This window comes from Nocardiopsis yanglingensis (genome assembly GCF_045809185.1).
Taxonomy (GTDB): Bacteria; Pseudomonadota; Gammaproteobacteria; order Xanthomonadales; family Xanthomonadaceae; genus Stenotrophomonas; species Stenotrophomonas yanglingensis.
This window is the reverse complement of the sequence record NZ_JBJNRH010000012.1, coordinates 84,088-107,486: the sequence shown is the minus strand read 5'-3', so window position 1 is coordinate 107,486 and position 23,399 is coordinate 84,088. Positions and strand designations below refer to the sequence as shown.

The 23,399-nt window shown below is 66.9% G+C and carries 19 protein-coding genes; 16 read left to right on the top strand and 3 right to left on the bottom strand.

Annotated features, from left to right (window positions below):
* The first annotated feature begins 39 nt into the window (after positions 1-39).
* Positions 40-789 carry a hypothetical protein gene (locus tag ACJ7C5_RS15895; protein WP_412704428.1) on the top strand — a complete coding sequence of 250 codons (750 nt, stop codon included), beginning with the start codon at positions 40-42 and terminating at the stop codon, positions 787-789.
* Between the two features lie 144 nt (positions 790-933).
* On the opposite strand, the gene ACJ7C5_RS15890 is transcribed toward ACJ7C5_RS15895, so the two are convergent.
* Together ACJ7C5_RS15890 and ACJ7C5_RS15885 are read right to left on the bottom strand one after the other, a co-directional pair.
* Entirely contained in the window at positions 934-1,578 is a 645-nt protein-coding gene (locus ACJ7C5_RS15890) for a hypothetical protein (RefSeq protein ID WP_012511978.1), read from the bottom strand.
* Positions 1,579-1,934: 356 nt separating this feature from the next.
* Entirely contained in the window at positions 1,935-4,358 is a 2,424-nt protein-coding gene (locus ACJ7C5_RS15885; RefSeq protein WP_412704427.1) for a penicillin-binding protein 1A, read from the bottom strand.
* A 168-nt stretch (positions 4,359-4,526) separates the two neighbouring features.
* Here ACJ7C5_RS15885 and ACJ7C5_RS15880 point away from each other — a divergent pair, with 168 nt between their 5' ends.
* From ACJ7C5_RS15880 to ACJ7C5_RS15810, 15 genes are all read left to right on the top strand, one after another.
* Positions 4,527-5,636: a pilus assembly protein PilM gene (locus ACJ7C5_RS15880; RefSeq protein WP_254919641.1), complete on the top strand. Its 1,110-nt coding sequence runs from the start codon at positions 4,527-4,529 to the stop codon at positions 5,634-5,636.
* Positions 5,636-6,520, top strand: a complete 885-nt coding sequence (locus ACJ7C5_RS15875) for a PilN domain-containing protein (protein WP_285318371.1) — start codon at positions 5,636-5,638, stop codon at positions 6,518-6,520. Before ACJ7C5_RS15880 ends, ACJ7C5_RS15875 begins: the two co-directional genes overlap by 1 nt.
* Positions 6,517-7,173: a type IV pilus inner membrane component PilO gene (locus ACJ7C5_RS15870; protein WP_049444605.1), complete on the top strand. Its 657-nt coding sequence runs from the start codon at positions 6,517-6,519 to the stop codon at positions 7,171-7,173. The genes ACJ7C5_RS15875 and ACJ7C5_RS15870 overlap by 4 nt, the downstream gene beginning before the upstream one ends.
* A 26-nt stretch (positions 7,174-7,199) precedes the next feature.
* Positions 7,200-7,706, top strand: a complete 507-nt coding sequence (locus ACJ7C5_RS15865) for a pilus assembly protein PilP (RefSeq protein WP_088026977.1) — start codon at positions 7,200-7,202, stop codon at positions 7,704-7,706.
* A gap of 69 nt (positions 7,707-7,775) precedes the next feature.
* A complete protein-coding gene (locus ACJ7C5_RS15860) occupies positions 7,776-9,701 on the top strand; it encodes a type IV pilus secretin PilQ (RefSeq protein WP_412704426.1) in 1,926 nt (641 codons plus the stop codon).
* Positions 9,702-9,874: 173 nt separating this feature from the next.
* Entirely contained in the window at positions 9,875-10,900 is a 1,026-nt protein-coding gene (locus ACJ7C5_RS15855; protein WP_088026975.1) for an AAA family ATPase, read from the top strand.
* An 8-nt stretch (positions 10,901-10,908) separates the two neighbouring features.
* A complete protein-coding gene (locus tag ACJ7C5_RS15850) occupies positions 10,909-11,838 on the top strand; it encodes a DUF58 domain-containing protein (RefSeq protein WP_412704425.1) in 930 nt (309 codons plus the stop codon).
* The gene (locus ACJ7C5_RS15845) at positions 11,835-12,284 is read left to right on the top strand and encodes a DUF4381 family protein (protein ID WP_412704424.1); all 450 of its coding nucleotides are present in this window, start codon (positions 11,835-11,837) and stop codon (positions 12,282-12,284) included. Before ACJ7C5_RS15850 ends, ACJ7C5_RS15845 begins: the two co-directional genes overlap by 4 nt.
* Entirely contained in the window at positions 12,281-13,285 is a 1,005-nt protein-coding gene (locus tag ACJ7C5_RS15840) for a vWA domain-containing protein (protein WP_093999572.1), read from the top strand. Before ACJ7C5_RS15845 ends, ACJ7C5_RS15840 begins: the two co-directional genes overlap by 4 nt.
* Positions 13,282-15,120 carry a tetratricopeptide repeat protein gene (locus ACJ7C5_RS15835; RefSeq protein WP_412704423.1) on the top strand — a complete coding sequence of 613 codons (1,839 nt, stop codon included), beginning with the start codon at positions 13,282-13,284 and terminating at the stop codon, positions 15,118-15,120. The genes ACJ7C5_RS15840 and ACJ7C5_RS15835 overlap by 4 nt, the downstream gene beginning before the upstream one ends.
* Positions 15,117-16,832: a BatD family protein gene (locus ACJ7C5_RS15830; protein WP_097049461.1), complete on the top strand. Its 1,716-nt coding sequence runs from the start codon at positions 15,117-15,119 to the stop codon at positions 16,830-16,832. The genes ACJ7C5_RS15835 and ACJ7C5_RS15830 overlap by 4 nt, the downstream gene beginning before the upstream one ends.
* A gap of 57 nt (positions 16,833-16,889) precedes the next feature.
* Positions 16,890-18,209: a dicarboxylate/amino acid:cation symporter gene (locus tag ACJ7C5_RS15825; protein WP_088480094.1), complete on the top strand. Its 1,320-nt coding sequence runs from the start codon at positions 16,890-16,892 to the stop codon at positions 18,207-18,209.
* A 214-nt stretch (positions 18,210-18,423) separates the two neighbouring features.
* Positions 18,424-20,421: a transketolase gene (gene tkt / locus ACJ7C5_RS15820; protein WP_412704422.1), complete on the top strand. Its 1,998-nt coding sequence runs from the start codon at positions 18,424-18,426 to the stop codon at positions 20,419-20,421.
* A gap of 307 nt (positions 20,422-20,728) precedes the next feature.
* On the top strand, positions 20,729-21,007 hold the full coding sequence (locus ACJ7C5_RS15815; protein WP_412704421.1) for a type II toxin-antitoxin system RelE/ParE family toxin: 279 nt from the start codon (positions 20,729-20,731) through the stop codon (positions 21,005-21,007).
* Positions 21,008-21,018: 11 nt separating this feature from the next.
* Positions 21,019-21,324 carry a HigA family addiction module antitoxin gene (locus ACJ7C5_RS15810; protein WP_014038309.1) on the top strand — a complete coding sequence of 102 codons (306 nt, stop codon included), beginning with the start codon at positions 21,019-21,021 and terminating at the stop codon, positions 21,322-21,324.
* An 88-nt stretch (positions 21,325-21,412) separates the two neighbouring features.
* On the opposite strand, the gene ACJ7C5_RS15805 is transcribed toward ACJ7C5_RS15810, so the two are convergent.
* Positions 21,413-23,365 carry an acetyl-CoA hydrolase/transferase C-terminal domain-containing protein gene (locus tag ACJ7C5_RS15805; protein WP_125427033.1) on the bottom strand — a complete coding sequence of 651 codons (1,953 nt, stop codon included), beginning with the start codon at positions 23,363-23,365 and terminating at the stop codon, positions 21,413-21,415.
* Between the last annotated feature and the right edge of the window lie 34 nt (positions 23,366-23,399).

Genomic DNA, 23,399 nt, shown 5'->3' with positions numbered 1-23,399 from the left:
GAACCCCGCCGCGCCGGGGGCCTTGCCGAGGAGATGGCAATGTACCGATGGGTGAGTCGATTCGTCAGCTACCGCACGTTCTACGTTTGGCGGGCGCGGTACTACTACTACACCCGCCATCTGGACGTCTGGATGCTGGCCAGTGTGCTGTGCTTCCTGGGGGTAGTGGCGTTGCTCTGGTACTACTGGCGGTTCACCAATGTGCCGCTTCCGCGCATGCATCCGCAGGTAGCGGCGCTACGGGTGGAGGGCATCACCAACGAGGCGATCCACCGCATTGTTCTGGTGCGTCACGGTGGCAGCACGCCGGGCCAGCCATTCACCACGGCAGAGGATATCCGCGCCAGTACGCGGAGAACAATTCAGGTGCGGCAGGTGCTGGATGGCGAGGTGGCATGGCGGCTGAAGGCCAACCTGCTGGCGGATATCGCCGATTACATCGAGGCGACCGCGGGCTGCGTGCCGTATCAATGCACACGGGTGCAGGCGCACATCAGCCAGTTGCGTGAGGCCGCGACGGAGAACGCGGGCATCAACAGGGCGTTGCAGCCCATTCTGGATGGCCCGCGTGATCTGGTGCCCGGTCTCACGAGCGTCGATCGCCAACGGGTGAAGAGCGGCTGGTCGGATTCGTTCAGTGACATCTTTCACCAGGTATGGCTGTTGAACGATCTGCAGACCATGCACGCGCGGATGATGGCGGAGTACCCAAAGCGCGCACCCGCACCGTGGTTGCCGGAGTGGTTGATTGGCCCGGAGCCGACCACCGGCAATGGCATGCAGCTGTAGAGCACTGCCATGCTGGGTGGCGCCCGCGGATGCCACGCTCCCTGTAGAGCCGAGCCCACGCTCGGCTGCTCTTCGGTCAGGTATCCGGACGTCTGAAATGCAGTGCGGACCAACAGTCCGCACCCACCAGGACCGGCGCTACCGTCACCCGCCGATGTACGCGGTGATCTCCGCCTCGGCCAGCACCTGCCGCAACTGCGCCACCGACGCACGCCGCATCGGCTTCTCATCCACCGGCGAAAGCGGTGCCTGGCGCAGGGCGTCGTAGGGCAGCACGGCCAGGTCAAAGGTCAGCTCCTCGGCACTGAACACCCACACGGGCACGTCGAGGCATCGCTCGCGGTCCATGCGCAGGCGGCGCGTCCGCGATTCGGCGGGGATGCCGTGTTCGTCCAGGAAGCGGTGCACGGCTTCCGGGTCGTCACTGTGCAGGTGCAGCTGCACGGGGCTGTTGGCGTCGGCGGTGCCGTCCAGCACGGGGCCAGCCAGGCGCGGGGCGAAGCCGTGCAGGAACTCCAGCGCGCGCATGGCGGCTTCGCGGCGGCGCTGCAGCTCGTTGCCGTGCTGGGGCCCGGAGAACAGCCGCTGATACTCGCGCAGGGCGTCTTCGATCTCGGTGTTGCGGGGCAGGGAGGCATCGTCGTGGATGCCGAGCCGGCTGGCGGCCTTCAACTTGGCCTGGTGGTAGTCGCGGATGCCGCCTTCGGCCATCAGGCGGGCGGCTTCGTGGGCGAGGCGGTGGCGCCGCTCGCGGGTCTGGCTGGCAGCATGCTGACGGGCGCGATGCATGCGATGACTCCCTGTTGCGACCTGGCTACAGACTAGCGCACGGATGTGACATCTGCGTGGGTATGGCGGATGCAACCGCTCTGGTGGGTGCCGACCTTGGTCGGCACCGGGCGCCAACCGAGGTTGGCAACTACCGGGGCGGCATCGGTGCCAACCGAGGTTGGCACCCACCAACGCTCTGGTAGATGCCGACCTTGGTCGGCACGGGGCGCCAACCGAGGTTGGCGGCTACCAGGGCAGCATCGGTGCCAACCAAGGTTGGCACCCACCAACGCTTTGGTAGGTGCCGACCTTGGTCGGCACGGGGCGCCAACCAAGGTTGGCATCTACCAGAGCGGCACCCACCAAACCCTTCCTCAGAAGATATCGAACGCGGCGGCGTCGGCCTGCGGGGTATTGAGGTTCAGGTCGTAGTCGGTCAAGCGGTCCATGTCTTCCACCTTCACCCACTCGGTGGCGCCGTTGAGGGTGGCCTGGACCATGCCGCTGGGCGGTTCGTTCTGCGCGATCGGGGTGTCCTTCAGCGCGGTGCGCATGTAGTCGATCCAGATCGGCAGGGCGGCCTTGCCACCGTATTCGCGGTAACCCAGCGAGCGGAAGTCGTCGCGGCCCACCCACACGGTGGTCACGTACGGGCCGCCGAAGCCGGAGAACCAGGCGTCGCGGTGGTCGTTGGTAGAGCCGGTCTTGCCGCCCACGTCCTCGCGGCCGAGCACCTTGGCCTGGGCACCGGTACCGCGCTGGACCACGTCGCGCATCATCGACACCAGCTGGTAGGCGGTGCGGGCGTCGATCGCGCGCGGGGCGGTGCGGGCATCCGGGTTGGTCGGCGCGGCCGGGGTTTCGGTCTTGGCTTCGGCCTTGGCCGCAGCAGCCGGGTCCACCTTCGGGGCCGGGGCACCGAAGTTGAAGCCGTCCACCACCTGGTTGACCGGCTGGTCGCTGCTTCCGGCGCAGTCGCGGCAGGCCAGTGCCGGGTTTTCCTTGAACACCAGGTTGCCGTCGCGGTCGTTCACCTGGTCGATCAGCCAGGTGTCCACGCGCGAGCCGCCGTTGGCGAACACCGCATAGCCACGGGCCACCGACAGCGGGGTCAGCGAGGCGGTACCCAGCGACATCGACAGGTTGGGCGGCAGTTCCGATTCGGCAAAGCCGAACTCGCTGATGTACTTGCGCGCGTAGTCCACGCCCATGCCATCCAGCAGGCGCACCGAGACCAGGTTGCGCGACTGCACCAGCGCTTCGCGCAGGCGCATCGGGCCGCGGAAGCCGCCGCCGTCGTTCTGCGGGGCCCAGGTCTTGCCGCGGCGGTCGCGGAACACGACCGGGGCGTCGAGCACGATCGAGGCCGGGTTGTAGCCCTTGTCGAACGCGGCCGCATAGACGAACGGCTTGAAGCTCGAACCCGGCTGGCGACGGGCCTGGGTGGCGCGGTTGAACTTGTTGCCGGAGAAGCTGAAGCCACCGACCAGCGCCTTCAACGCGCCGTTGTGGGCATCCAGCGAGACCAGTGCGGACTGGCCGCGCGGGATCTGATCCAGCAGCCACTCACCTTCCTTGGCACCGGCGCGCACGCGCACGATGTCACCGCGTTGCACCAGCTTGCCCGGGGTCTTGTTGGTCCACTTGGCGGCGCCGGCCGGCAGCACGATCTCACTGCGGTTGGCCAGCACCACGGTGGCGCTGCCATCGGCGCCGGTGCTGGCGACGATGGCCGGCAGCAGGCCGGCCTGGCCGAACATGCCGCGCAGGTGCTCGGCCAGGGCGGCGGCGTCTTCGCCGGCACCCACCGCTACCTGCTTCTCAACGCCGTGCCAGCCGTGGCGGTGGTCGTACAGCAGCAGGCCGTCGCGCACCGACTGGTTGGCGGCGGTCTGCAGGGTGGAGTCGATGGTGGTGGTGACGTGGTAACCCTTGTTGACCACATCGCCGCCGAAGCGGGCGATCATTTCCTGGCGCACCAGCTCGGCCACGTACGGGGCATCGACCTGCACCGGCGGCTCATGCGCGGTGGCGTGCATCGGCACGGCCTTGGCCGCGTCGGCCTCGGCCTGGCTGACGAACTTCAGGTCGGCCATGCGCTGCAGCACATAGTTGTCGCGGCGCTGGCGGGCACGTTCCGGGTTGGAGATCGGGTTGCCCGAGGACGGGAACTTGGGGATGCCGGCCAGCGAGGCCATCTCGTCCAGGTCCAGCTCGTTCAGCTTCTTGCCGTAATAGAACTCGGCGGCGGCGGCCACGCCGTAGGCGCGGTTGCCGAAGAAACTCTTGTTCAGGTACAGCTCGAAGATCTCGTCCTTGCTCAGCTCGGACTCGATCTTCCGCGCCAGCAGGATCTCGGCCAGCTTGCGGGTGTAGCTGTACTCCGAACTGAGGAAGAACTGGCGGGCGACCTGCTGGGTGATGGTGGAGCCACCCGGCACGCGCTTGTCGTTGGTGGTGGCCAGCAGCCACACCGCGCGGCCGATGCCCATGTAGTCCACGCCGCCATGCTCGTAGAAGCGGGCGTCCTCGGTGGCCAGGAAGGCCTGCTTCAGGCGCTCGGGCACGTCCTTCATGGTGATGGGGGTACGGCGGGTCTCGCCGAACACCGCCATCAGCTTGCCGTCGGCGGCATAGACGTACATGGGTTCCTGCATTTCCACGTCGCGCAGGGTCTGCACGTCGGGAAGCTTGGAAGACACGGCGTAGTACAGACCGCCCACGGCGGCCGCGCCGATCAGCGCCAGGACCAGGACAATCAGGAAGATCCAGCGCAGCCAGCGGCGGAGTCGAGTCATCGGGTTCAGATTCCGATTGCGAATTTCGTGGTCGCAGAGTATAGATTACGCAAGGTGGCGGCTGGGGTCGTCGCCGGGGAGCGCAAAGGGAACAGTCAGGGGCTGCATGGTGAATCCGTGAGGGACTTCACAGCAGGGCCGTTGCCATTTGCTAAGAATACGTTATTAATGCTCGGGCGCAGGTCTTGCGCCCAAGTGCCCGTCGGCAGGGGAGAAACCGTGGGGCTCATCCCAAAAAGTCAGTCGCCGCTTGTAGGCGTCGACATCAGTTCGACTGCGGTAAAGCTTTTGCAGCTGTCCCGCAGTGGCAACCGTTTTCGTGTGGAACATTACGCTGTGGAACCTCTGCCGCCGAATGCGGTGGTGGAGAAGAACATCGTGGAAGTGGAGGCCGTGGGTGAGGCCATCCGCCGTGCGATGAACCGCTCGGGGAGCAAGGCCAAGCTGGCCGCTGCCGCTGTCGCCGGTTCGGCGGTGATCACCAAGGTGATCCCGATGCCGGCCGAGCTCGACGAAAACGACATGGAAGCCCAGATCGAGCTGGAAGCGGTCAACTACATTCCGTACCCGATCGAGGAAGTGAACCTGGACTTCGAGGTGATCGGGGCGATCCCGAACAACCCGGAGATGGTCCAGGTGCTGCTGGCCGCGTCGCGTTCGGAGAACGTGGAACTGCGCCAGTCGGCGCTGGAGCTGGGAGGCCTGCAGGCCAAGGTGATGGACGTGGAGGCCTTCGCGGTCGAAAACGCCTATGCCCTGGTCGCCAGCGAGCTGCCGGTATCCATCGAGGGCGTGGTCGCGCTGGTCGATATCGGCGCCACCATGACCACCCTCAATGTCCTGCGCGGTGGTCGCAGCCTGTACAGCCGCGAACAGGTGTTCGGTGGCAAGCAGCTGACCGACGAGATCATGCGCCGCTACGGCCTCAGCTACGAGGAGGCCGGCCTGGCCAAGCGCCAGGGTGGTCTGCCGGAAAGCTACGAGATGGAAGTGCTGGAGCCGTTCAAGGAAGCCACGGTCCAGCAGATCAGCCGTTTGCTGCAGTTCTTCTATGCGGGCAGTGAGTTCAACCGCGTCGATCACATCGTGCTGGCCGGCGGCTGCGCCGTGCTCGGCGGGCTGCCGGAAATGGTTGAAGAACAGCTGGGCGTGCCGACCGTGGTCGCCAACCCGCTGGCGCAGATGACCCTGGGCCCGAAGGTGAACGCGCATGCGCTGGCCCAGGATGCCCCCGCGCTGATGATCGCCACCGGTCTGGCGCTGAGGAGCTTCGACTGATGGCACGCATCAATCTATTGCCCTGGCGCGCCGAGCGGCGCAAGCAACGCCAGCGCGAGTTCTACGCAATGCTGGGCATGGCCGCGATCGGTGGCCTGCTGCTGTCGCTGCTGATCTGGTTCTATTACGACCGCCAGGTGAGCGGCCAGATGGACCGCAACGCCTATCTGGAAGCCGAGATCGAGAAGGTCAAGGAACAGAACAAGGAGATCGACCGCCTCGACGCGCAGAAGGACCGCCTGCTGGCCCGCAAGAAGGTGATCGAGGAACTGCAGGCCAAGCGCTCGCAGATGGTGCACCTGTTCGATGCGCTGGTGCGCACGATTCCCGATGGCCTGGTGCTGACTGCGCTGAAGCAGGAAGGCGACGTGCTGACCCTGGAAGGCCGCACCCAGTCCAACGCCCGTGTTTCGGCGTACATGCGCAACCTGGAGACCTCCGGTTGGATGACCAACCCGGAACTGTCGATCATCGAAGCGCGTGACCCCGAGAAGGACAAGGACGGCAAGACCGGCCCGGTTGCGGACATCAAGGCGCTGCCCTACGTGTTCGTGGTCAAGGTGAAGCTGCCGGCGCAGAGCGAAGAAGTGGCGGGTACGCCAGGCCTCAACGCGGATGGTTCGGTGGCAACGCCGGCTCCGCCCGCAGTGGCACCGCTTGCAGCCGGTCCGGATGCAGCGGCACCCGCTGCCCCGGCCGCAGGCCAGCCCGCTGCTGCACCGACCGCACCCACCGCCGCTCCGGTCAACGCACCCGCTGCCACCCCGGCCACACCGAACCAGCCGGCAGCCCCGGCCGCCAAGCCTGCGCCGAAGCCTGAGGGCAGCCGCCTGGCGCAGCCGCCGCAGGCCTTCAATGCCCCGCTGCAGGGGGACCGCGCATGAGCCAGAAGATCGATCTGAAGAACCTGGATTTCAACGACATCGGCAACTGGCCGCAGAAGGCCAAGATCGTCTTCTGCTCGCTGCTGGCGGTGGTGATCATGTTCGTCGCGTGGATGCTGCTGATCAGCGGAAAGCGCGAGGAACTGGCCGGCCTGGAATCGAAGGAAACCGAGCTGCGTTCGGAGTTCACCAAGCAGCAGGAGCGTGCGGTGAACCTGGCGCCGCTGAAGCAGCAGCTGGCGCAGATGGAGCAGGTGCTGCAGCAGATGCTGCGGCAGCTGCCCAGCAAGACCGAAATGCCCGACCTGATCATCGACATCTCGCAGACCGCGCTGTCCAGCGGCCTGACCAACGAGCTGTTCGAGCCCGAGCAGGAGCAGGTCAAGGAGTTCTACGCCGAGAAGCCGATCAAGCTGCGGATGGTGGGCAGTTACCACCAGTTCGGTGCCTTCGTCAGTGGCGTGGCGTCGCTGCCGCGCGTGGTCATCCTGACCATGCACGACATCAACCTCAAGCCCAAGGACAAGACCAGCGGCAACGTCCGCAGTGGCGCGCTGGAACTGTCCGGCACGGTCAAGACCTATCGCTACCTGGACGAGACCGAGGTGCAGGAACAGCAGAAGGCTGAAGCCGGCAAGGAGGACAAGAAGTGATCCGTTCCTTCTTTGCACGTTGTGGAATGGCAGCTGCCGTGCTGCTGTTGGCCGCCTGTGGCCGCGGCGTGACCAGCACGCCGGGCGATGCGCCGAATCTTGAAAAGTGGGTGGAGGGTGAGCGCGCGCGACCGGCACAGCCGCTGGAGCCGCTGCCGGTGATGCAGCAGTTCGAGACCTTCGAGTACTCCGCGCAGGGCATGCGCGATCCGTTCACCGATGCCTGGACCAATCCGCAGCAGGGGAATGGCGGATTGCGTCCGGATCCGAACCGGCGCAAGGAGCCGTTGGAAGGCTTCCCGCTGGATGCACTGGACATGGTCGGTACCATCGGCACCGGCGCGGCCACCGTGGCGCTGGTGATGGGGCCGGACAAGGTGACCTACCGGGTGCGCCCTGGCGGTTACCTCGGGCAGAGCGACGGGCGGGTCACGGCGGTCTTCGAAGACCGCGTGGAGCTGATCGAACTGGTGCCGGATGGCGCGGGCGGCTGGCTGGAACGGCCGGCAACGCTCTCGCTTGAAGATCAATGATCGTTTACTGGGGATAGCACGATGACCTTTCACCAAGCCAAGGGGCTGCGTCCCATCCGGCGCTCTACCTTGAACCGTGTCAGCGCGTTGGGAGTCGCGCTGATGCTGGCCTGCGCTCCGGCGCTGGCTGCCGCACCGGCGGAAAAGCCGGTGGGCGCCACCGTGGCCCCGGCGACCGCGCCGGCTGGCCTGTCGGTGGCCAAGATCGATTTCAAGCGGGGCGATGACGGCGCCGGGCGCCTGATCGTCCAGTTCGACGGCCAGGGTGCGATCCCGGACCTGCGCACGCAGGGCAACAGCGTGGTGGTCGACGTCGGCAATGCCCGACTGCCGGCCAACCTGCAGAAGCCGATGAACGTGACCGACTTCGCCACGCCGGTGCAGCGCATCGACGCCAAGCCGTCCGGTGCCGGCACCCAGCTGGTGCTGAGCACCGGTGGCGCGGTGGAGTCGCTGGCCTACCAGAGCGGCAACGAGTACGTGGTGGAAATCAGCCCGCGGCAGGCTCCGGCCGCTGTCGGTGCAGTCACTGCCGGCAGCGTCACCCAGGCGGCCAAGGCTGTCGGCCAGCGCGGTTTCACCGGCAAGCCGGTGACCTTCAACTTCCAGGACGTGCCGGTGCGCACCGTGCTGCAGTTGATCGCCGAAGAATCCAATCTCAACGTAGTGGCGTCCGATTCGGTGCAGGGCAATGTGACCCTGCGCCTGGTCAATGTGCCGTGGGACCAGGCACTGGACATCGTGCTGCGTGCCAAGGGCCTGGACAAGCGTCGCGACGGCAGCGTGATCTGGGTGGCGCCGCAGGCTGAACTGGCCAAGTTCGAGCAGGAGAAGGAAGACGCGCGCATCGCCATCGAGAACCGCGAAGACCTGGTCACCGATTACGTCCAGATCAACTACCACAGCGCCACGCAGATCTTCAAAGCGCTGACCGAGGCCAAGGGCATCGGTGGCGGCGGTGGTGGCGGCAATGGTGGTGGTGGCGGCTCGTCGCAGGAAGACAGTGGTTTCCTGTCCTCGCGCGGCCGCATCGTCGCCGACGAGCGCACCAACACGCTGATGATCAGCGACATTCCGAAGAAGATCGCGCGCATGCGTGAGCTGATCGGGGTGATCGACCGTCCGGTCGACCAGGTGCTGATCGAAAGCCGCATTGTCATCGCCACCGATACCTTCGCCCGCGAGCTGGGTGCAAAGTTCGGCATCAGCGGCAGCCGTGACAATGTGTACTTCAGCGGCAGCCTGGATGCCAACGAGGCCACCCGCAATTCGCAGGTGGATACGGCATTGGCCAACGCCAAGGCGGTCCGTGAATGGCAGGCCGGTGGCAGTGTCGGTCCGGCCCCGATTCCCGGTAGCCCGACCATCAAGCGCGGCCTGAACTGGAATCTGCCGGTGGCAGCGGCCAACAACCCCGGCTCGCTGGCGCTGTCGATCCTCAACGCAGGCTACCTGCTGGACGTGGAGCTGTCGGCCATGCAGGAAGAGTCACGTGGTGAAGTGATCTCCAACCCGCGCGTGGTCACCACCAACCAGCGCGAGGCGATGATCAAGCAGGGCAAGGAAATCGGCTACGTCACCATCAGCGGCGCCGGAGCTGCCGGCGGCGCCGGTTCCACCCCGAACGTGCAGTTCAAGGAAGTGGTGCTGGAACTGCGGGTGACCCCCACCATCACCAACGACAACCGCGTGTTCCTCAACATGCAGGTGAAGAAGGACGAAGTCGACCGTCTGATCGAACTGCAGGGCTACGGCACGGTACCGTCGATCAACCGCCGCGAGGTCAATACCGCGGTGCTGGTCGAGGATGGGCAGACCGTGGTCATCGGTGGCGTCTATGAGTTCACCGACCGCAGCAGCATCAGCAAGGTGCCGTTCCTGGGCGACGTGCCGTTCCTGGGCAACCTGTTCAAGAAGCGTGGCCGCAACAAGGACAAGGCCGAGCTGCTGGTGTTCGTCACCCCGAAGGTGCTGCGCGTGGCCAAGCAGAACTGAGCCCGCGTCACCCGCGAAACGCAGAAGGGCCGCCATGCGCGGCCCTTCTGCGTTTCCGCCAGTAGATCCACGCGATGCGTGGATGGGCCGTTCAGCCGTTCTTGATGCCAATCGCAGGGCACCCTGCGATGATGTCGGGAACCCGTGCCGTCCCGCGCCGGTCAAAGGCCCCCATGAACCTGCCACCGCCGATGCCCGAATCCGCCACGCCGCCGCCCGCGCCGGCCGCCTCCCGCCTGCATGGCGCCTTCACCCAGCTGCGCGACGCCCTGTCGGCCGAGATCGTCGGCCAGGCGGCACTGGTCGAACGCCTGCTGATCGCGCTGCTGGCCGATGGCCACCTGCTGGTGGAAGGCGCTCCGGGCCTGGCCAAGACCACGGCGATCCGGGCGCTGGCCGCGCGCCTGGAGGCCGACTTCGCCCGCGTGCAGTTCACCCCGGACCTGTTGCCGGCCGACCTGACCGGCACCGAGATCTGGCGCCCGCAGGAAGGCCGTTTCGAATTCGTGCCCGGCCCGATCTTCCACCCGATCCTGCTGGCCGACGAGATCAACCGCGCACCGGCCAAGGTGCAGTCGGCGCTGCTGGAAGCAATGGGCGAGCGCCAGGTCACCGTCGGTCGCCACACCTATGCACTGCCGTCGCTGTTCCTGGTGATGGCCACGCAGAACCCGATTGAACAGGAAGGCACCTTCCCGCTGCCGGAAGCGCAGCTGGACCGCTTCCTGATGCACGTGCGCATCAGCTACCCCGACCAGGCCGCCGAATCGGAGATCCTGCGCCTGGCCCGCGAGCGAGCCCGTGGCGCGCTGGGCGAGGCGGCACCGGCACCGGAGAAACTGCCGATGCAGGATGTGTTCGATGCCCGCCGCGAAGTGCTGGACCTGCACATGGCGCCGGCGCTGGAACGCTACCTGATCGAGCTGGTGCTGGCCTCGCGTGATCCGTCGCGCTATGACGCAGGCCTTGGCCGACGCATTGCCTGGGGTGCCAGCCCGCGTGGCTCCATCGCACTGGAACGCTGCGCACGCGCGCGCGCCTGGTTGGCCGGCCGCGATTTCGTCACCCCTGATGACGTGCGAGCGGTTGCCGCCGATGTGCTGCGCCATCGCGTGCTGCCCAGCTATGAAGCCACCGCTGAAGGCTGGGATGGCGAACGCCTGGTGCAGGAGCTGCTGGCCCGGGTGCCGGCACCCTGAGCCTGCGCATGACCGATCCATCCCAGGAACCCACATCCAACGTCAGCGATGGCGATGGCCTGCGCCCGCAGCTGTCCGAGCTGGTGGCGCTGCGCCGCCTTGCACAGCGGCCCCCGCCGCCACGCCGTGGCCGTGCCGGCAACGCCGGGCAGGCACCGTCGCCGCTGCGCGGGCGTGGCATGGAATATGCCGAGTCACGCGAGTACGTGGCCGGTGATGATGCGCGGCATATCGACTGGCGGGTGACCGCACGGACCGGCCGTGCCCACACCAAGCTGTTCCAGGCCGAGCGCGAGCGGGTCAGCCTGATCGTGGCCGATACCTCGCCGGCCCTGTACTTCGGCACCCGCGTACGCTTCAAATCGGTGCAGGCCGCACGTGCGGGCGCCGTCGCTGCGTGGTCGGCGCAGCGTCGTGGTGATCGCATCGGCGCCCTGCGTGGCAGCGACCGTGAACCACCGATTGCACCGGCAGGCGGCCCGCGCGGCGTACTGCGCGTGCTGGACGCGCTCACCCGCTGGTATTCGCAGCCCCCGGCCGATGACCTTGGCCTGGAGCGCGCGCTGGACCATGCGGCCCGCGTGCTGCGCCCGGGTGCGCGCATGCTGGTGCTGGCCGATCCGCGGCAGGCCATCCGCATTCCGCCTGCGCGCTGGAGCGCGCTGGCCCAGCATCATGACCTCAGCCTGGTGCTGCTGGTCGATCCATTGGAACTGCAGCCTCCGTCGGCCCCGCTGCAGTTCCAGACCCTGCAACAGCGCATCGGCCTCGACCTACGACGCAGTGAGGTCCGGGCCCATTGGCAGGCCCACTTCGTCGAACCGCTGCAGGAACTGCGACGCCAGCTTGGCGCGCGCCGCGTCGATGTGCAGGTGCTGTCCACCGATGCGCCCAGCGACGCTTGGCTGGCACCATCGCCCACCGAGGTGCCGGCATGAGCGCCAACCTGCCGCTGCGCGATGTGCAGCTGCCGCCGGCCCCATCCTGGTGGCCACCGGCGCCAGGCTATCTGATGATCGGCGGTGTGGTGCTGCTGTTGCTGGTGGCGATGGCCTTCTTGTGGTGGCAGCGCCGTCGACGCCGCCAACGCTGGTTGCAGCTGTTCGATCAGGAGCTGGCAACCACCGCCGACGCTGCAGCAGAACTGGCGGCGATCGCCGGACTGCTGCGTCGCGCCGCACGCCAGGCGCAGCCCGGCAGTGAATCCCTGCGCGATGATGCCTGGTGGCAGCGCGTGGATCCGAAAGGCACGCTGCCCGCGGCACGTCGCAGTCTGCTGGCGGACGGCGCCTATCGCCCACGGGTGGACGCTGAGGATGTGGCGGCGCTGCGCAGCTGGGCGCGCGAGCGCTATCTGGCCATGCTGCTGGAGCGGCGCCGATGAACCTGCTGGCAAGTTACTGGCCATGGCCGGACCTGCAGCTGGCGTGGCCGCTGGCCCTGCTGGCGCTGCCGTTGCCGTTGCTGATGCGCTGGTGGAAGCGTCGTGCCGATCCCGGCGCTGCGCTGCGCGTGCCCTACGCGGCGACGGAGCTGGAAGCGCTGGCCGGAGGCGGCCGCGTCGATGTGTCGTGGCTGCGTACGCTGCTGTTGTGGCTGGGCTGGTGCGCGCTGTGCATCGCACTGGCTCGCCCGCAACAGCTGGGCGAAGCGATCACGCCACCGCAGGAGGGCCGGCAGATGATGCTGGCGATGGACGTGTCCGGCAGCATGGGCGAGGGCGACATGGTGCTGGGCGGGCAGGCGGTGGATCGCCTCACTGCCGCGAAGGCGGTGCTGGCCGACTTCCTCGATCGTCGTGCCGGCGATCGCATCGGCCTGTTGATCTTCGGCGACCGTGCCTACACGCTTACACCGCTTACTGCCGATCTGGCCAGCGTGCGTGACCAGCTGCGCGACAGCGTGGTCGGCCTGGCCGGGCGCGAGACGGCCATCGGTGATGCCATCGGCCTGGCAGTGAAACGCCTGCGCAGCCAACCCGAGGGACAGCGCGTGCTGATCCTGCTGACCGACGGCGTCAGCAACGCCGGTGTGCTGGAACCGCTGCGCGCGGCGGAAGTGGCCCGCGCCGAAGGTGTGCGTATCCACACCGTCGCCTTTGGCGGCGATGGCAGCATGCGCCTGTTCGGCATTCCCATTTCCGCCGATCAGGATCCGGTCGACGAGGCTACCTTGAAGAAGATCGCGAGCATGACCGGCGGCCAGTTCTTCCGCGCCCGCGATACCGCGCAGCTGGCCGGCATCTATGCCGAACTGGATCGGCTGGAACCGATCGCGGCGAAGGGGCCAAGCCTGCGTCCGCGCGAAGAACGTTATGCCTGGCCGTTGGGCCTGGCGTTGCTGCTGGGTGCATTGGCCTGGCTGTGGCCGGAGCGCCGTCGATGATCGCGTTGGCTTCGAATCTTCCTGACTGGAACGCGCTGCACTTCCTGCGCCCGGAATGGCTGTGGGCGTTGCTGGCATTGCCGTTGATCCTGGCGCTGGCGTTGTACCGGCAGCGGCGCAGCGATGTGTGGCGAACAGCGGTGGATGCCCACCTGTTGCCGCATCTGCTGGCAGCGGGCACGCGCCGTCGTGCGCGCTTGCCGTGGGCGCCGCTGCTGGGCTGGACGCTGGCCTCGCTGGCCATGGCCGGTCCGAGCTGGCGCCAGCAGGCGCAACCGATGTTCCAGGCCAGCGCGCCGTTGCTGGTGGTGCTGGACCTGTCCAGCCGGATCACCGCCGCCGATCTGCCTCCCTCGCGCCTGCTGCAGGCGCGGGCCAAGGTGGGCGAGCTGCTGCGCGCACGCCAGGGTGGCCAGGTAGGCCTGGTGGTCTACGCCGAGGATGCCTACACCGTGGCGCCGCTGACCGACGACGGCAGCAACGTTGCGCTGTATCTGGACGCGTTGTCGCCGGATGTGATGCCACGCGAGGGCCAGCGTGCCGACCGCGGCATCGACTGGGCGACGCGGTTGATGCGCCAGATCGGGGCACTGCGGGGGCAGATCCTGCTGGTCAGCGATCAGGCGGATGATGAAGCGGCACTTGCCGCAGCGCAGGCGCGCAGCCTCGGCCTGCAGGTGTCGGTACTGGGTCTGGGTACGTCCGCTGGTGCGGCGTACCGGGATGGCAGTGGGCAGATCCGCCAGGCTGCGCTGGACGAAGGCAGCCTGCGTGCGGTGGCTGCCGCAGGCGGTGGCCGTTATGCCCGCATCGCTGCCGATGACAGTGACCTGCGCGCACTGGGTGTACTTGATGCACGTGAAGGTACTGCCGCGCAGCGGCCGGGCGAGGGCAAGCAATGGCGTGATGAAGGGTTCTGGCTGGTACCACCGGTGATGCTGCTGGCGCTGCTCGCCTTCCGTCGCCGCGCGCTGCTGGCCGCCGTGCTGGCGGTGGGCCTGCTGCCGTGGATGGGGGATGTGCAGGCACAGGCGCCTGCGGTGCCGGCTTCACCACCGGCGCAGGGCACGCTGTGGAAGCGTGCTGATCAACTGCAGCACGAGCGTTTGGCGGAAGGCGTACAGGCTTACCGCAACGGCGACTTTGCCAACGCACGCAAGCAATTCGAAGGCATCGACAGCGATGCGGGCTGGTACAACCTGGCCAACGCACTGGCACGCCAGGGCCACTACGATGAGGCCATCGCCGCCTACGACCGCGCGCTGGCGCGGCATCCGGGCATGCCAGATGCGGTGGCCAACCGCGCGGTGGTCGATGCCGCGCGCAAGCGCAAGTCATCCGGTGGCCAAGGCCAGGACCAGCAGAAGCCACAGCAGAGCGGCCAGCAGAAGCAGCAGAACGATTCGCAGGGCAAGCAGAATCCGCAGGGCCAGCAGCCGCAGCAGGGCAAGCAGAATCCCGGCCAGGGCCAGCCGCAGTCGGGCCAGCAGGGGCAGCCCAAGCCCGGTGACGACAACACGCAGTCGACGCCTCAACCCGGTGAGCGCGGTCGCGATGGACAGCAGGCGCCACCACAGGTAGAGGATGCCAAGGCGCAGGCGCAGGCCGATGAGCAGCAGCGGCAGCGCATGCAGCAGGCAATGCAGCAGGCACGCGAGGGCAAGGACGAACAGGATGGCAAGCCCGTGCCAGGCAGTGACGGCACCACCCCGCGCCAACGCGAGGAGCAACAGGCCGTGGAGGCGTGGATGCGACGTGTGCCGGATGATCCGGGCGCATTGCTGCGGGCCAAGTTCCAGCTGGAAAACGAACGCAGGAAGAGGGAAGGGCGATGACGCGGGCGATCAACATGCACGGGCGCTGGCCACTGCAGGTACTGGCGGCACTGCTGCTGTGGCTGCCGCTGCTGGCCTGGGCGCAGCCGCGCGCGTGGCTGGACCGCGATCGCATTGCGATGGGCGACACGGTCACCCTCAATGTCGAGAGCGACCAGGGCGCGCCAGACTTCACGCCGCTGCGTACCGACTTCGATCTCAGCGGGCAGACCAGCAGCCGTCAGGTGGAGTGGAGCAACGGCAGCATGCAGCAGCGCAACCTGTACGGCGTGGCACTCACGCCACGGCGCAGCGGTGCACTGGTGGTGCCGGGCCTGCAGGTGGGCAGCGTACGTACCGCGCCGCTGACCCTGCAGGTGGATGCCGCTGCCGTGGCCGGGCCCGACAGCAACGCGATGGCCTTCATCGAAACCGTTGTCGATGACGATACGCCGTATGTGCAGCAGAGCGTGGGTGTGGTGGTGCGCTTGTATTTCGCCTCGCAGCTGGCATCGGGCGAACTGGTGCTGGATACCCCGGCCGGTGCGTCGCTGCAGCGGGTAGGCGATGACCGCACCGACGTGCGCCAGGTCAACGGCCGCCGCTACAACGTGGTCGAGCGCCGCTTCCTGCTGATTCCGGAGCGCAGTGGCCCGCTGCGCCTCGTCGGTGCCCGCTTCAACGGGCGCAGCGCCGGTGGCTTCTTCGATGACTTCTTCGGTGGCGGCGACGGCCGCATGAATGCCACCGGCGCGGATCGCACGTTGCAGGTGCAGGCACAGCCGGTACAGGCGCCGCAGCCATGGCTGCCGCTGCAAAGCCTGCAGCTGCGCTACACCAGTGCACCGACCAGTGCCCGTACCGGCGAAGCGGCCAACGTGGTGGTCGAGGCGATTGCCGAAGGTGCCACCCGCGCGCAGTTCACCGACCTGCCGGTGCCGGATGTCGGCGCCAATGCGCAGGTGTTTGCCGAACCCGCGCAGTACGAAGAGACATTCAATGGCAGTACGCCGCGGCTGAAAATCACCCGCCGCTATTCGATCGTGCCGCGCCAGCCGGGTTCGCTGGTGGTGCCGGGGCCGCGCCTGCCATGGTGGGACGTGCGTGCGGGCAAGGCACAGGAAGCGAAGCTGCCGGACCTGGCGCTGGCCGTGGTTGCCGGTAACGGGAGCGGCAGCGCCTCACCTGCACCGTTGCCGCCGATCGACACCGACGCCGCGCTGCCCGGCACCGATGGCCAGGACAGCCGTATCGCGGCCACCGATCCGCGCGCCAGCGGCCTGGCCGAGCGTCCGTGGCCGTGGATGGCGGCGGCCATCGGTCTGGCGCTGCTGTGGTTGTTGACCCTGTTGTGGGGCTGGCAGCGAGGCCGGCGCCCGCGTGCAGTGGCGCCTGTAGCTGGCAAGCCCGCTGTGCCGACTGTGGCGAGCGGGCGTGCCGGCCTGGCCGAACTGCGCCGCACGCTCGATGGCGAGGGGTTCGACCAGGTTGAAGCTCAGCTGTGTGCGATGGCCGGCGTTGAACGCATCGAACAGGTCATCGCGCGGCTTGAGGATGCAGCCCAGCGCCAGGTACTGCAGGACCTGCAGCAGGCGCGCTGGGGCGGGCAGGGTGATCTGGCGCCGCTGCGTGCGCGCCTGCGCGAAGTCTTCCGTGACGGACCGCACTGGTCGAAGGCTGCGGGTGCCGTCGACACTGGGCTGGCGCCGCTGTATCCGCCACGGCGAACCTGAACCGGCGCCGCTTGCGCGCTTTGTTAGAGTGCATTCATTTTTCGAGGAAACCCGCGTATGACAGCAGCTGCTGCCGACAAGAAGAAGTTGCCCCTGCATTGGAAGATGGGCATCGGCTTTGCGATCGGCCTGGTCCTGGGACTGATCGTGCACGCCCTGGGCGGCAGCGTCGATGGTCTGCAGGCCGGTGCCAAGTGGGTAATGGACTACGTCACCACCCCGGCGTCGGGCCTGTTCCTCAACCTGATCTTCATGCTGATCGTGCCGCTGATCTTCTCGGCGCTGATCATGGGTGTGTCGGAGATGGGCGACATCCGCGCCCTCGGCCGCATCGGCTGGAAGACGCTGGCCTACACCGTTCTGCTGTCCGGCATCGCGGTGGGCATCGGCCTGGTGCTGGTCAACCTGCTCAAGCCGGGCGCCGGTGTCGACCCGCAGGTCGCCGCGATGATGCTGTCGGAGAACGCCGAGCGCAGCAAGGAGATCGTCGCGGGCATCCACGGCACGCCGAAGGGCATGGACATGCTGCTGTCGATCGTGCCGAGCAACGTGCTGCAGGCCGCGTCTGACAACGGCGCGATCCTGTCGCTGATGTTCTTCGCGCTGATGTTCGGCATCGGCATGGTGCTGACTGACAACGAGAAGGTCGCCCCGCTGCGTCGCGCCATCGAAGGCGTGTTCGAAATCTCGATGACCCTGATCAACCTGGTCATCCGCCTGGCCCCGTATGCGGTGGCCTGCTTCATGTTCAACCTGGCCGCGTTGTTCGGTTTCGAGCTGATCATCCGCCTGGGTGCCTACGTGGGCGTGGTGGTGCTGGCGCTCGGCCTGCACATGGTGGTGACCTACGGTACCGCCGTATGGCTGTCCGGTCGCTCGCCGCTGTCGTTCTTCCGCGATACCCAGGAAGCGACGGTGATGGCGTTCTCCACCGCGTCCAGCAATGCCACCCTGCCGACCGCGCTGCGCGTGGCCGACCAGATGGGCCTGCCGCAGCGCGTGTCGCGCTTCGTGCTGACCGTGGGCGCCACCGCCAACCAGAACGGCACCGCGCTGTTCGAGGGCGTGACGGTGATCTTCCTGGCCCAGTTCTTCGGCGTGGACCTGAGCATCGGCCAGCAGATCATGGTGATGGCGGTCTGCATCCTCGGTGGCATCGGCACTGCCGGTGTGCCGTCGGGCTCGCTGCCGGTGGTGGCGATGATCTGCGCGATGGTCGGCGTGAACCCGCTGGGCATCGGCCTGATCCTGGGCGTGAACCACTTCCTGGATATGTGCCGTACTGCCCTGAACGTGACAGGTGACCTGGCCCTGACCACGCTGGTGGCCAAGGGTGAAGGCCACGACGGCCCGGCGCTGGGTCCGCAGCAGGACTGAGTCCGCAGCCACTGCTGGCGACCTGATCGGGGTCGGATCCCTTTCCGCAAGGAAAGGGGACCGACCCCTTTTCACATCCGGAATCCGGCGGAGATCATGAAGTGCCGGCCAGCGGCCGGCACCTGCCAGGCACGTTGGACTGACCCCCGCCCGACGACTATGGGACAATAGGCCGCCCGCACGTCCGCGGCCGCCTCCCGATTCCGACAGAACCATGACGCAGCCTACCCGTCGCCAGTTGGCCAACGCCATCCGCTTCCTTGCCGCCGATGCGGTTGAAACCGCAAAGTCCGGCCACCCCGGCATGCCCATGGGCATGGCCGACATCGCCGAAGTCCTCTGGAACGACTACCTCCGCCATAACCCGAGCAATCCGCACTGGTTCAACCGCGACCGTTTCGTGCTGTCCAACGGCCACGGTTCGATGCTGCAGTACGCGCTGCTGCACCTGAGCGGTTACGACCTGCCGATCGAGCAGCTGAAGCTGTTCCGCCAGCTGGGCAGCCACACCGCCGGTCACCCGGAACGCCACGAGACCCCGGGCGTGGAAACCACCACCGGCCCGCTGGGCCAGGGTTTCGCCAATGCCGTGGGCTTCGCCCTGGCCGAGAAGCTGCTGGCACAGCGCTTCAACCGCCCGGAGCTGGAAGTGGTCGACCACCGCACCTGGGTGTTCATGGGCGATGGCTGCCTGATGGAAGGCGTGTCGCATGAAGCCGCTTCGCTGGCTGGCACCTGGGGCCTGCACAAGCTGGTCTGCTTCTGGGACAACAACCACATCTCCATCGACGGCAACGTCGAGGGCTGGTTCACCGACAACACCCCGGAGCGTTTCGAGGCCTATGGCTGGAACGTGGTGCGCGATGTCGACGGCCACGACCCGGAAAGCATCAAGGCCGGTATCGAGGCTGCGCTGTCGCAGAGCGACAAGCCGACCCTGATCTGCTGCCGCACCACCATTGGTTTCGGTTCGCCGAACAAGGCGGGCAAGGAATCCAGCCACGGCGCACCGCTGGGCAAGGACGAGCTGGAAGCCACCCGCAAGCAGCTGGGCTGGGAATACGGCCCATTCGAGATCCCGCAGGCGATCTACGACGGCTGGCGCGCCAATGGCGCCGGCACCCTGCGCCAGGCCGAGTGGGAACAGCTGTTCGACAAGTACGCCAGCCAGTACCCGGCTGAAGCGTCCGAGCTGACCCGCCGTTCGCACGGCGAACTGCCGGCCGACTTCGTTGCCAAGGCCGATGCCTACATCGCCCAGGTGGCGGCTGAAGGCCCGACGATCGCCTCGCGCAAGGCCTCGCAGCTGGCCATTGAAGCCTTCGCGCCGCTGCTGCCGGAAATCGTCGGTGGCTCGGCCGACCTGGCGCACTCCAACCTGACCCTGTGGAAGGGCAGCAAGTCGGTCGCCAGCGACGACGCCAACGCCAACTACGTGTACTACGGCGTGCGCGAGTTCGGCATGACCGCCATTGCCAACGGCCTGGCCCTGCACGGTGGTTTCATTCCGTTCGACGCCACCTTCCTGGTGTTCAGCGACTACGCCCGCAACGGCGTGCGCATGAGCGCGCTGATCCCGGCACACGCCATTCACGTCTACACCCACGACTCGATCGGCCTGGGCGAAGACGGCCCGACCCACCAGCCGGTGGAGCACCTGGCCTCGCTGCGCTACATCCCGAACAATGACGTGTGGCGTCCGTGCGATGCGGTTGAGTCGGCGGTGAGCTGGAAGGCTGCGATCACCCGTCAGGATGGTCCGAGCTGCCTGGTGTTCAGCCGCCAGAACCTGCCGCACCAGCCGCGCAACGCCGAGCAGATCGCCCAGATCGAGCGCGGTGGTTACGTGCTGGCCGATGCCGCCGGCACCCCGGACGTGATCCTGATCGCCACCGGTTCGGAAGTCTCGCTGGCCACCGAAGCCAAGGCCCAGCTGGACGCGGCCGGCCTCAAGACCCGCGTGGTCTCGATGCCGTCCACCGACGTATTCCTGCGTCAGGATGCGGCCTACCGTGAATCGGTGCTTCCGAACGCCGTGCGCAAGCGCGTGGCCGTGGAAGCCGGCGTCACCGGTTTCTGGCGCCAGTTCGTCGGCCTGGACGGTGCGGTGATCGGTATCGACACCTTCGGTGCCTCGGCCCCGGCTGATCAGCTGTACAAGCACTTCGGCATCACCACCGCCCACGTGGTGGAAGCTGCCAAGGCGCTGTAAGCAGCCTCGCGAAGCAGGAAGGGAGAGGCCGGCGCAAGCCGGCCTTTTTCGTTGCCGGAAGAAAAAGGGGACGGAGGGGATTAAGTCGTTTTTGCACAAACGACTTAATCCCCTCCGTCCCTTTTTTCGTCCGGCATGTTGCCCCCCGCGGCACCAGTGTCGCGTTGGCCTCTTCATCTAACCTGCATTCCTTGCGAAAAGGAGGGCCTGCCGAGGTACCCCCGGAAGTAGTCATGGACAAGAAGAGCGGCGCAGAAACCCATGGTGGATTTGCGGGGTGTAAGGTGATGCCTTACACTGGGGCCGCATGATCGTCAGCTTCAGGCATAAGGGCCTGAAAGCGCTCTATGAGCGGGGCGACATTTCCGGAGTCCGTGCCGATCATGTGGCCCGGTTGCGGCGTTTGCTTCTGCAGCTGGATCAGGCACGCGTGCCTGGGGACATGGGGCTGCCCGGAAATCGCCTGCATCCCCTGCGCGGGAGCCATAGCGGCTACTGGGCTGTAAGTGTCTCCGCGAGTTGGCGATTGGTGTTCCGCTTTCGTGGGCTCGACGTCGAACTGGTCGATTACCTTGATTACCACTAGGAGTCTGCTCGATGCCGTTGCATGATCCGCCGCATCCCGGGGAATCGCTGCGCGAAGACATCCTGCCAGCGATCAGTATGTCGATCAGTGCGCTGGCGCAGCATCTTGGCTATTCGCGCGGACAGCTGTCGACGATCATCAACGGGCACGCTGGCATCTCCGCGGAACTTGCATTCCGCCTTGAGCTTGCAGGTCTGGGCAATGCCCGCATGTGGCTGGCGATGCAGGCGGCATACGACCTGTGGCAGGTCGAGCATCGAGCGCATCCACCGATTGCCCGTCTGTATCTTGAGGATGCAGTGAGGATAGAGCGGTAGATCTACGCCATGCGTGGATGAGAAAAAGGGGACGGAGGGGATTAAGTCGTTTATGCACATACGACTTAACCCCCTCCGTCCCCTTTTTTCAGGCGGTGCGTGCCAGTGCGAGGCGCAGCAGCCGCGCGTCCAGACGTTCAGCGAAATCCTTCGGTGCCTGCAGGCCCATGCGCTGCAGGTACACCGCATCGCCGTCGCCAGCGGGTTGGCGCAGCGCCGCCCAGACGGTACGCAGTTTGTCGCCGCGGGTCTGCGTGTTGGCCTTCAGCCAGCCCAGTGCCTTCACCAGTACCTGCTCGATCTCGTTGAAGTCGCTGCCCAACGGATAGTCCGGCAGGCTGCCATCGGCGCGGAATGGGGCCAGTGCCGCGGCCAGTGCCTGCGGCGTGTTGCGCTGCTGGCGCTGCGGATCCGGTTGCGTGGCCGCCAGCAGCTTGCGCGAGGCGTGTGCCTGCTGCAGCAGGCCGCCCTGGAACGGGGCCTCGGTGATCGCGGTCATCGCATGCACGCAGTCCTCGTCGGTCAGACCGCGCAGATCGGCGATGCCGTATTCGTTGAGGTAGATGTCGCGCAGGTGGCGCGGAATGGTGGTGTGGCCGTAGTTCCAACGCACGTTCGATTCGCGCTGGCCCTTGTCATCGCGCGCGGCGCGGAACATCAGCACGCTGCGGGCTTCCGGCAGCGCATGTGCCATCGCCACGAAGTTGTACTGGCCGCCTACACCGGATACCACGCGTCCATCGTCCAGCGCGTCCGACACCGCCGCGCCCAGCGCGGTGGCCATCATGCAGGAGTTGAAGAAGCGCGCGTGCCGGCGCTGCAGGCGTTCCAGCGTTTCGTTGCCACCGTACAGCTGATTGATCTCGCTGATGCGGCGCATGCCGATCGCACGGCACTCGTCTTCCGGCAGCGTGCGCAACCACTCGTAGAACTCCGGCGAACCCAGGTAGAACGCGCCGTGCAGGTACTCGCCCTCGGCGGCCAGGGTGGCGTGATCGATGGACAGCGTGCTGCCATTTTCAATGCGCTGCATCAGCGCCAGGTCGTCGTGCACCTTGCGCTTGATCACGCCGGTCTGCACCAGCCTGCGGAAGCCCTCGTTGAGCATTTCGCTGCAGCCATACAGGCCCACCTCGAACGGATCCAGTCCGCCGATCTCCTGCACCAGCGGGTGGCTGGCCAGCTGTGGATCCAGCGCATGCAGCACGCGGCGGTAGCGGGCGTTGTCGGTGTGGCGCAGCACCAGCGCATGGCTGAGCGCGTCGGCCAGCGTGCCGATGCCGATCTGCAGGGTGCCGCCATCGCGCACCAGCGTGCTGGCGTACAGGCCAATGGCGTAGTCGGCGTCGCCGACCGGCTGCCGCGGCAGGCCGAACAGCGCCGGATACGGCGGCGGTGGAGTGATCACCAGATCGAAGAACGACACATCGACCGTCGCCGAGCCACCCAGATAGGGCAGCTGCGGATCGATCTCGGCAATCATCAATGGGCGCGGCAGGCCGCGTGCAGTCATTGCATCCAGCGTGTCCTGGGTGATGTCGTTGTTGCACGACAGCGAGAGCCGGCGGTCATCCGGCCGCATCGCCACCTTCTGCACGATCACCTGCGGCGCGCGCTGCGCCACCGCATCGGCGGCGTGGGTGTAGTTCAGGCTGGTATAGCTGGACTGCGCCTGACGCGAACCCAGCAGGGCGCCGGACTGCATGTAGAACTCTTCCACCTGCACGTGCGCCGGCAACGCGTCGCGCGCGATCGCATCGGCATAGGCCAGGCGCGGGAAATCGTCGCCGAAATGGCGCTGCGCGAACGGCGCCATGAAGCGCGCTTCCAGGCCGTTGCCGCGTGCCTTCGGCGGGTTCAGTGAAAGCGCGGTATACAGCTGCAGCGGCCGCGAAGGGTCGTGCTCGACGCGTGCGTAAAGGGCATTGAGCAACCGGTGTGGCTTGCCCAGTGCCAGTGGTGCCCCGATCCGCAGCGGCCCGTCCACGCGCGCAAACAACCAGTCGACAGCGGCGTCCAGGTCGGTGAGGTGTTCGGTCATGCGGGGCGGTCCTGCGTATGGGGGAGTGCTGGCA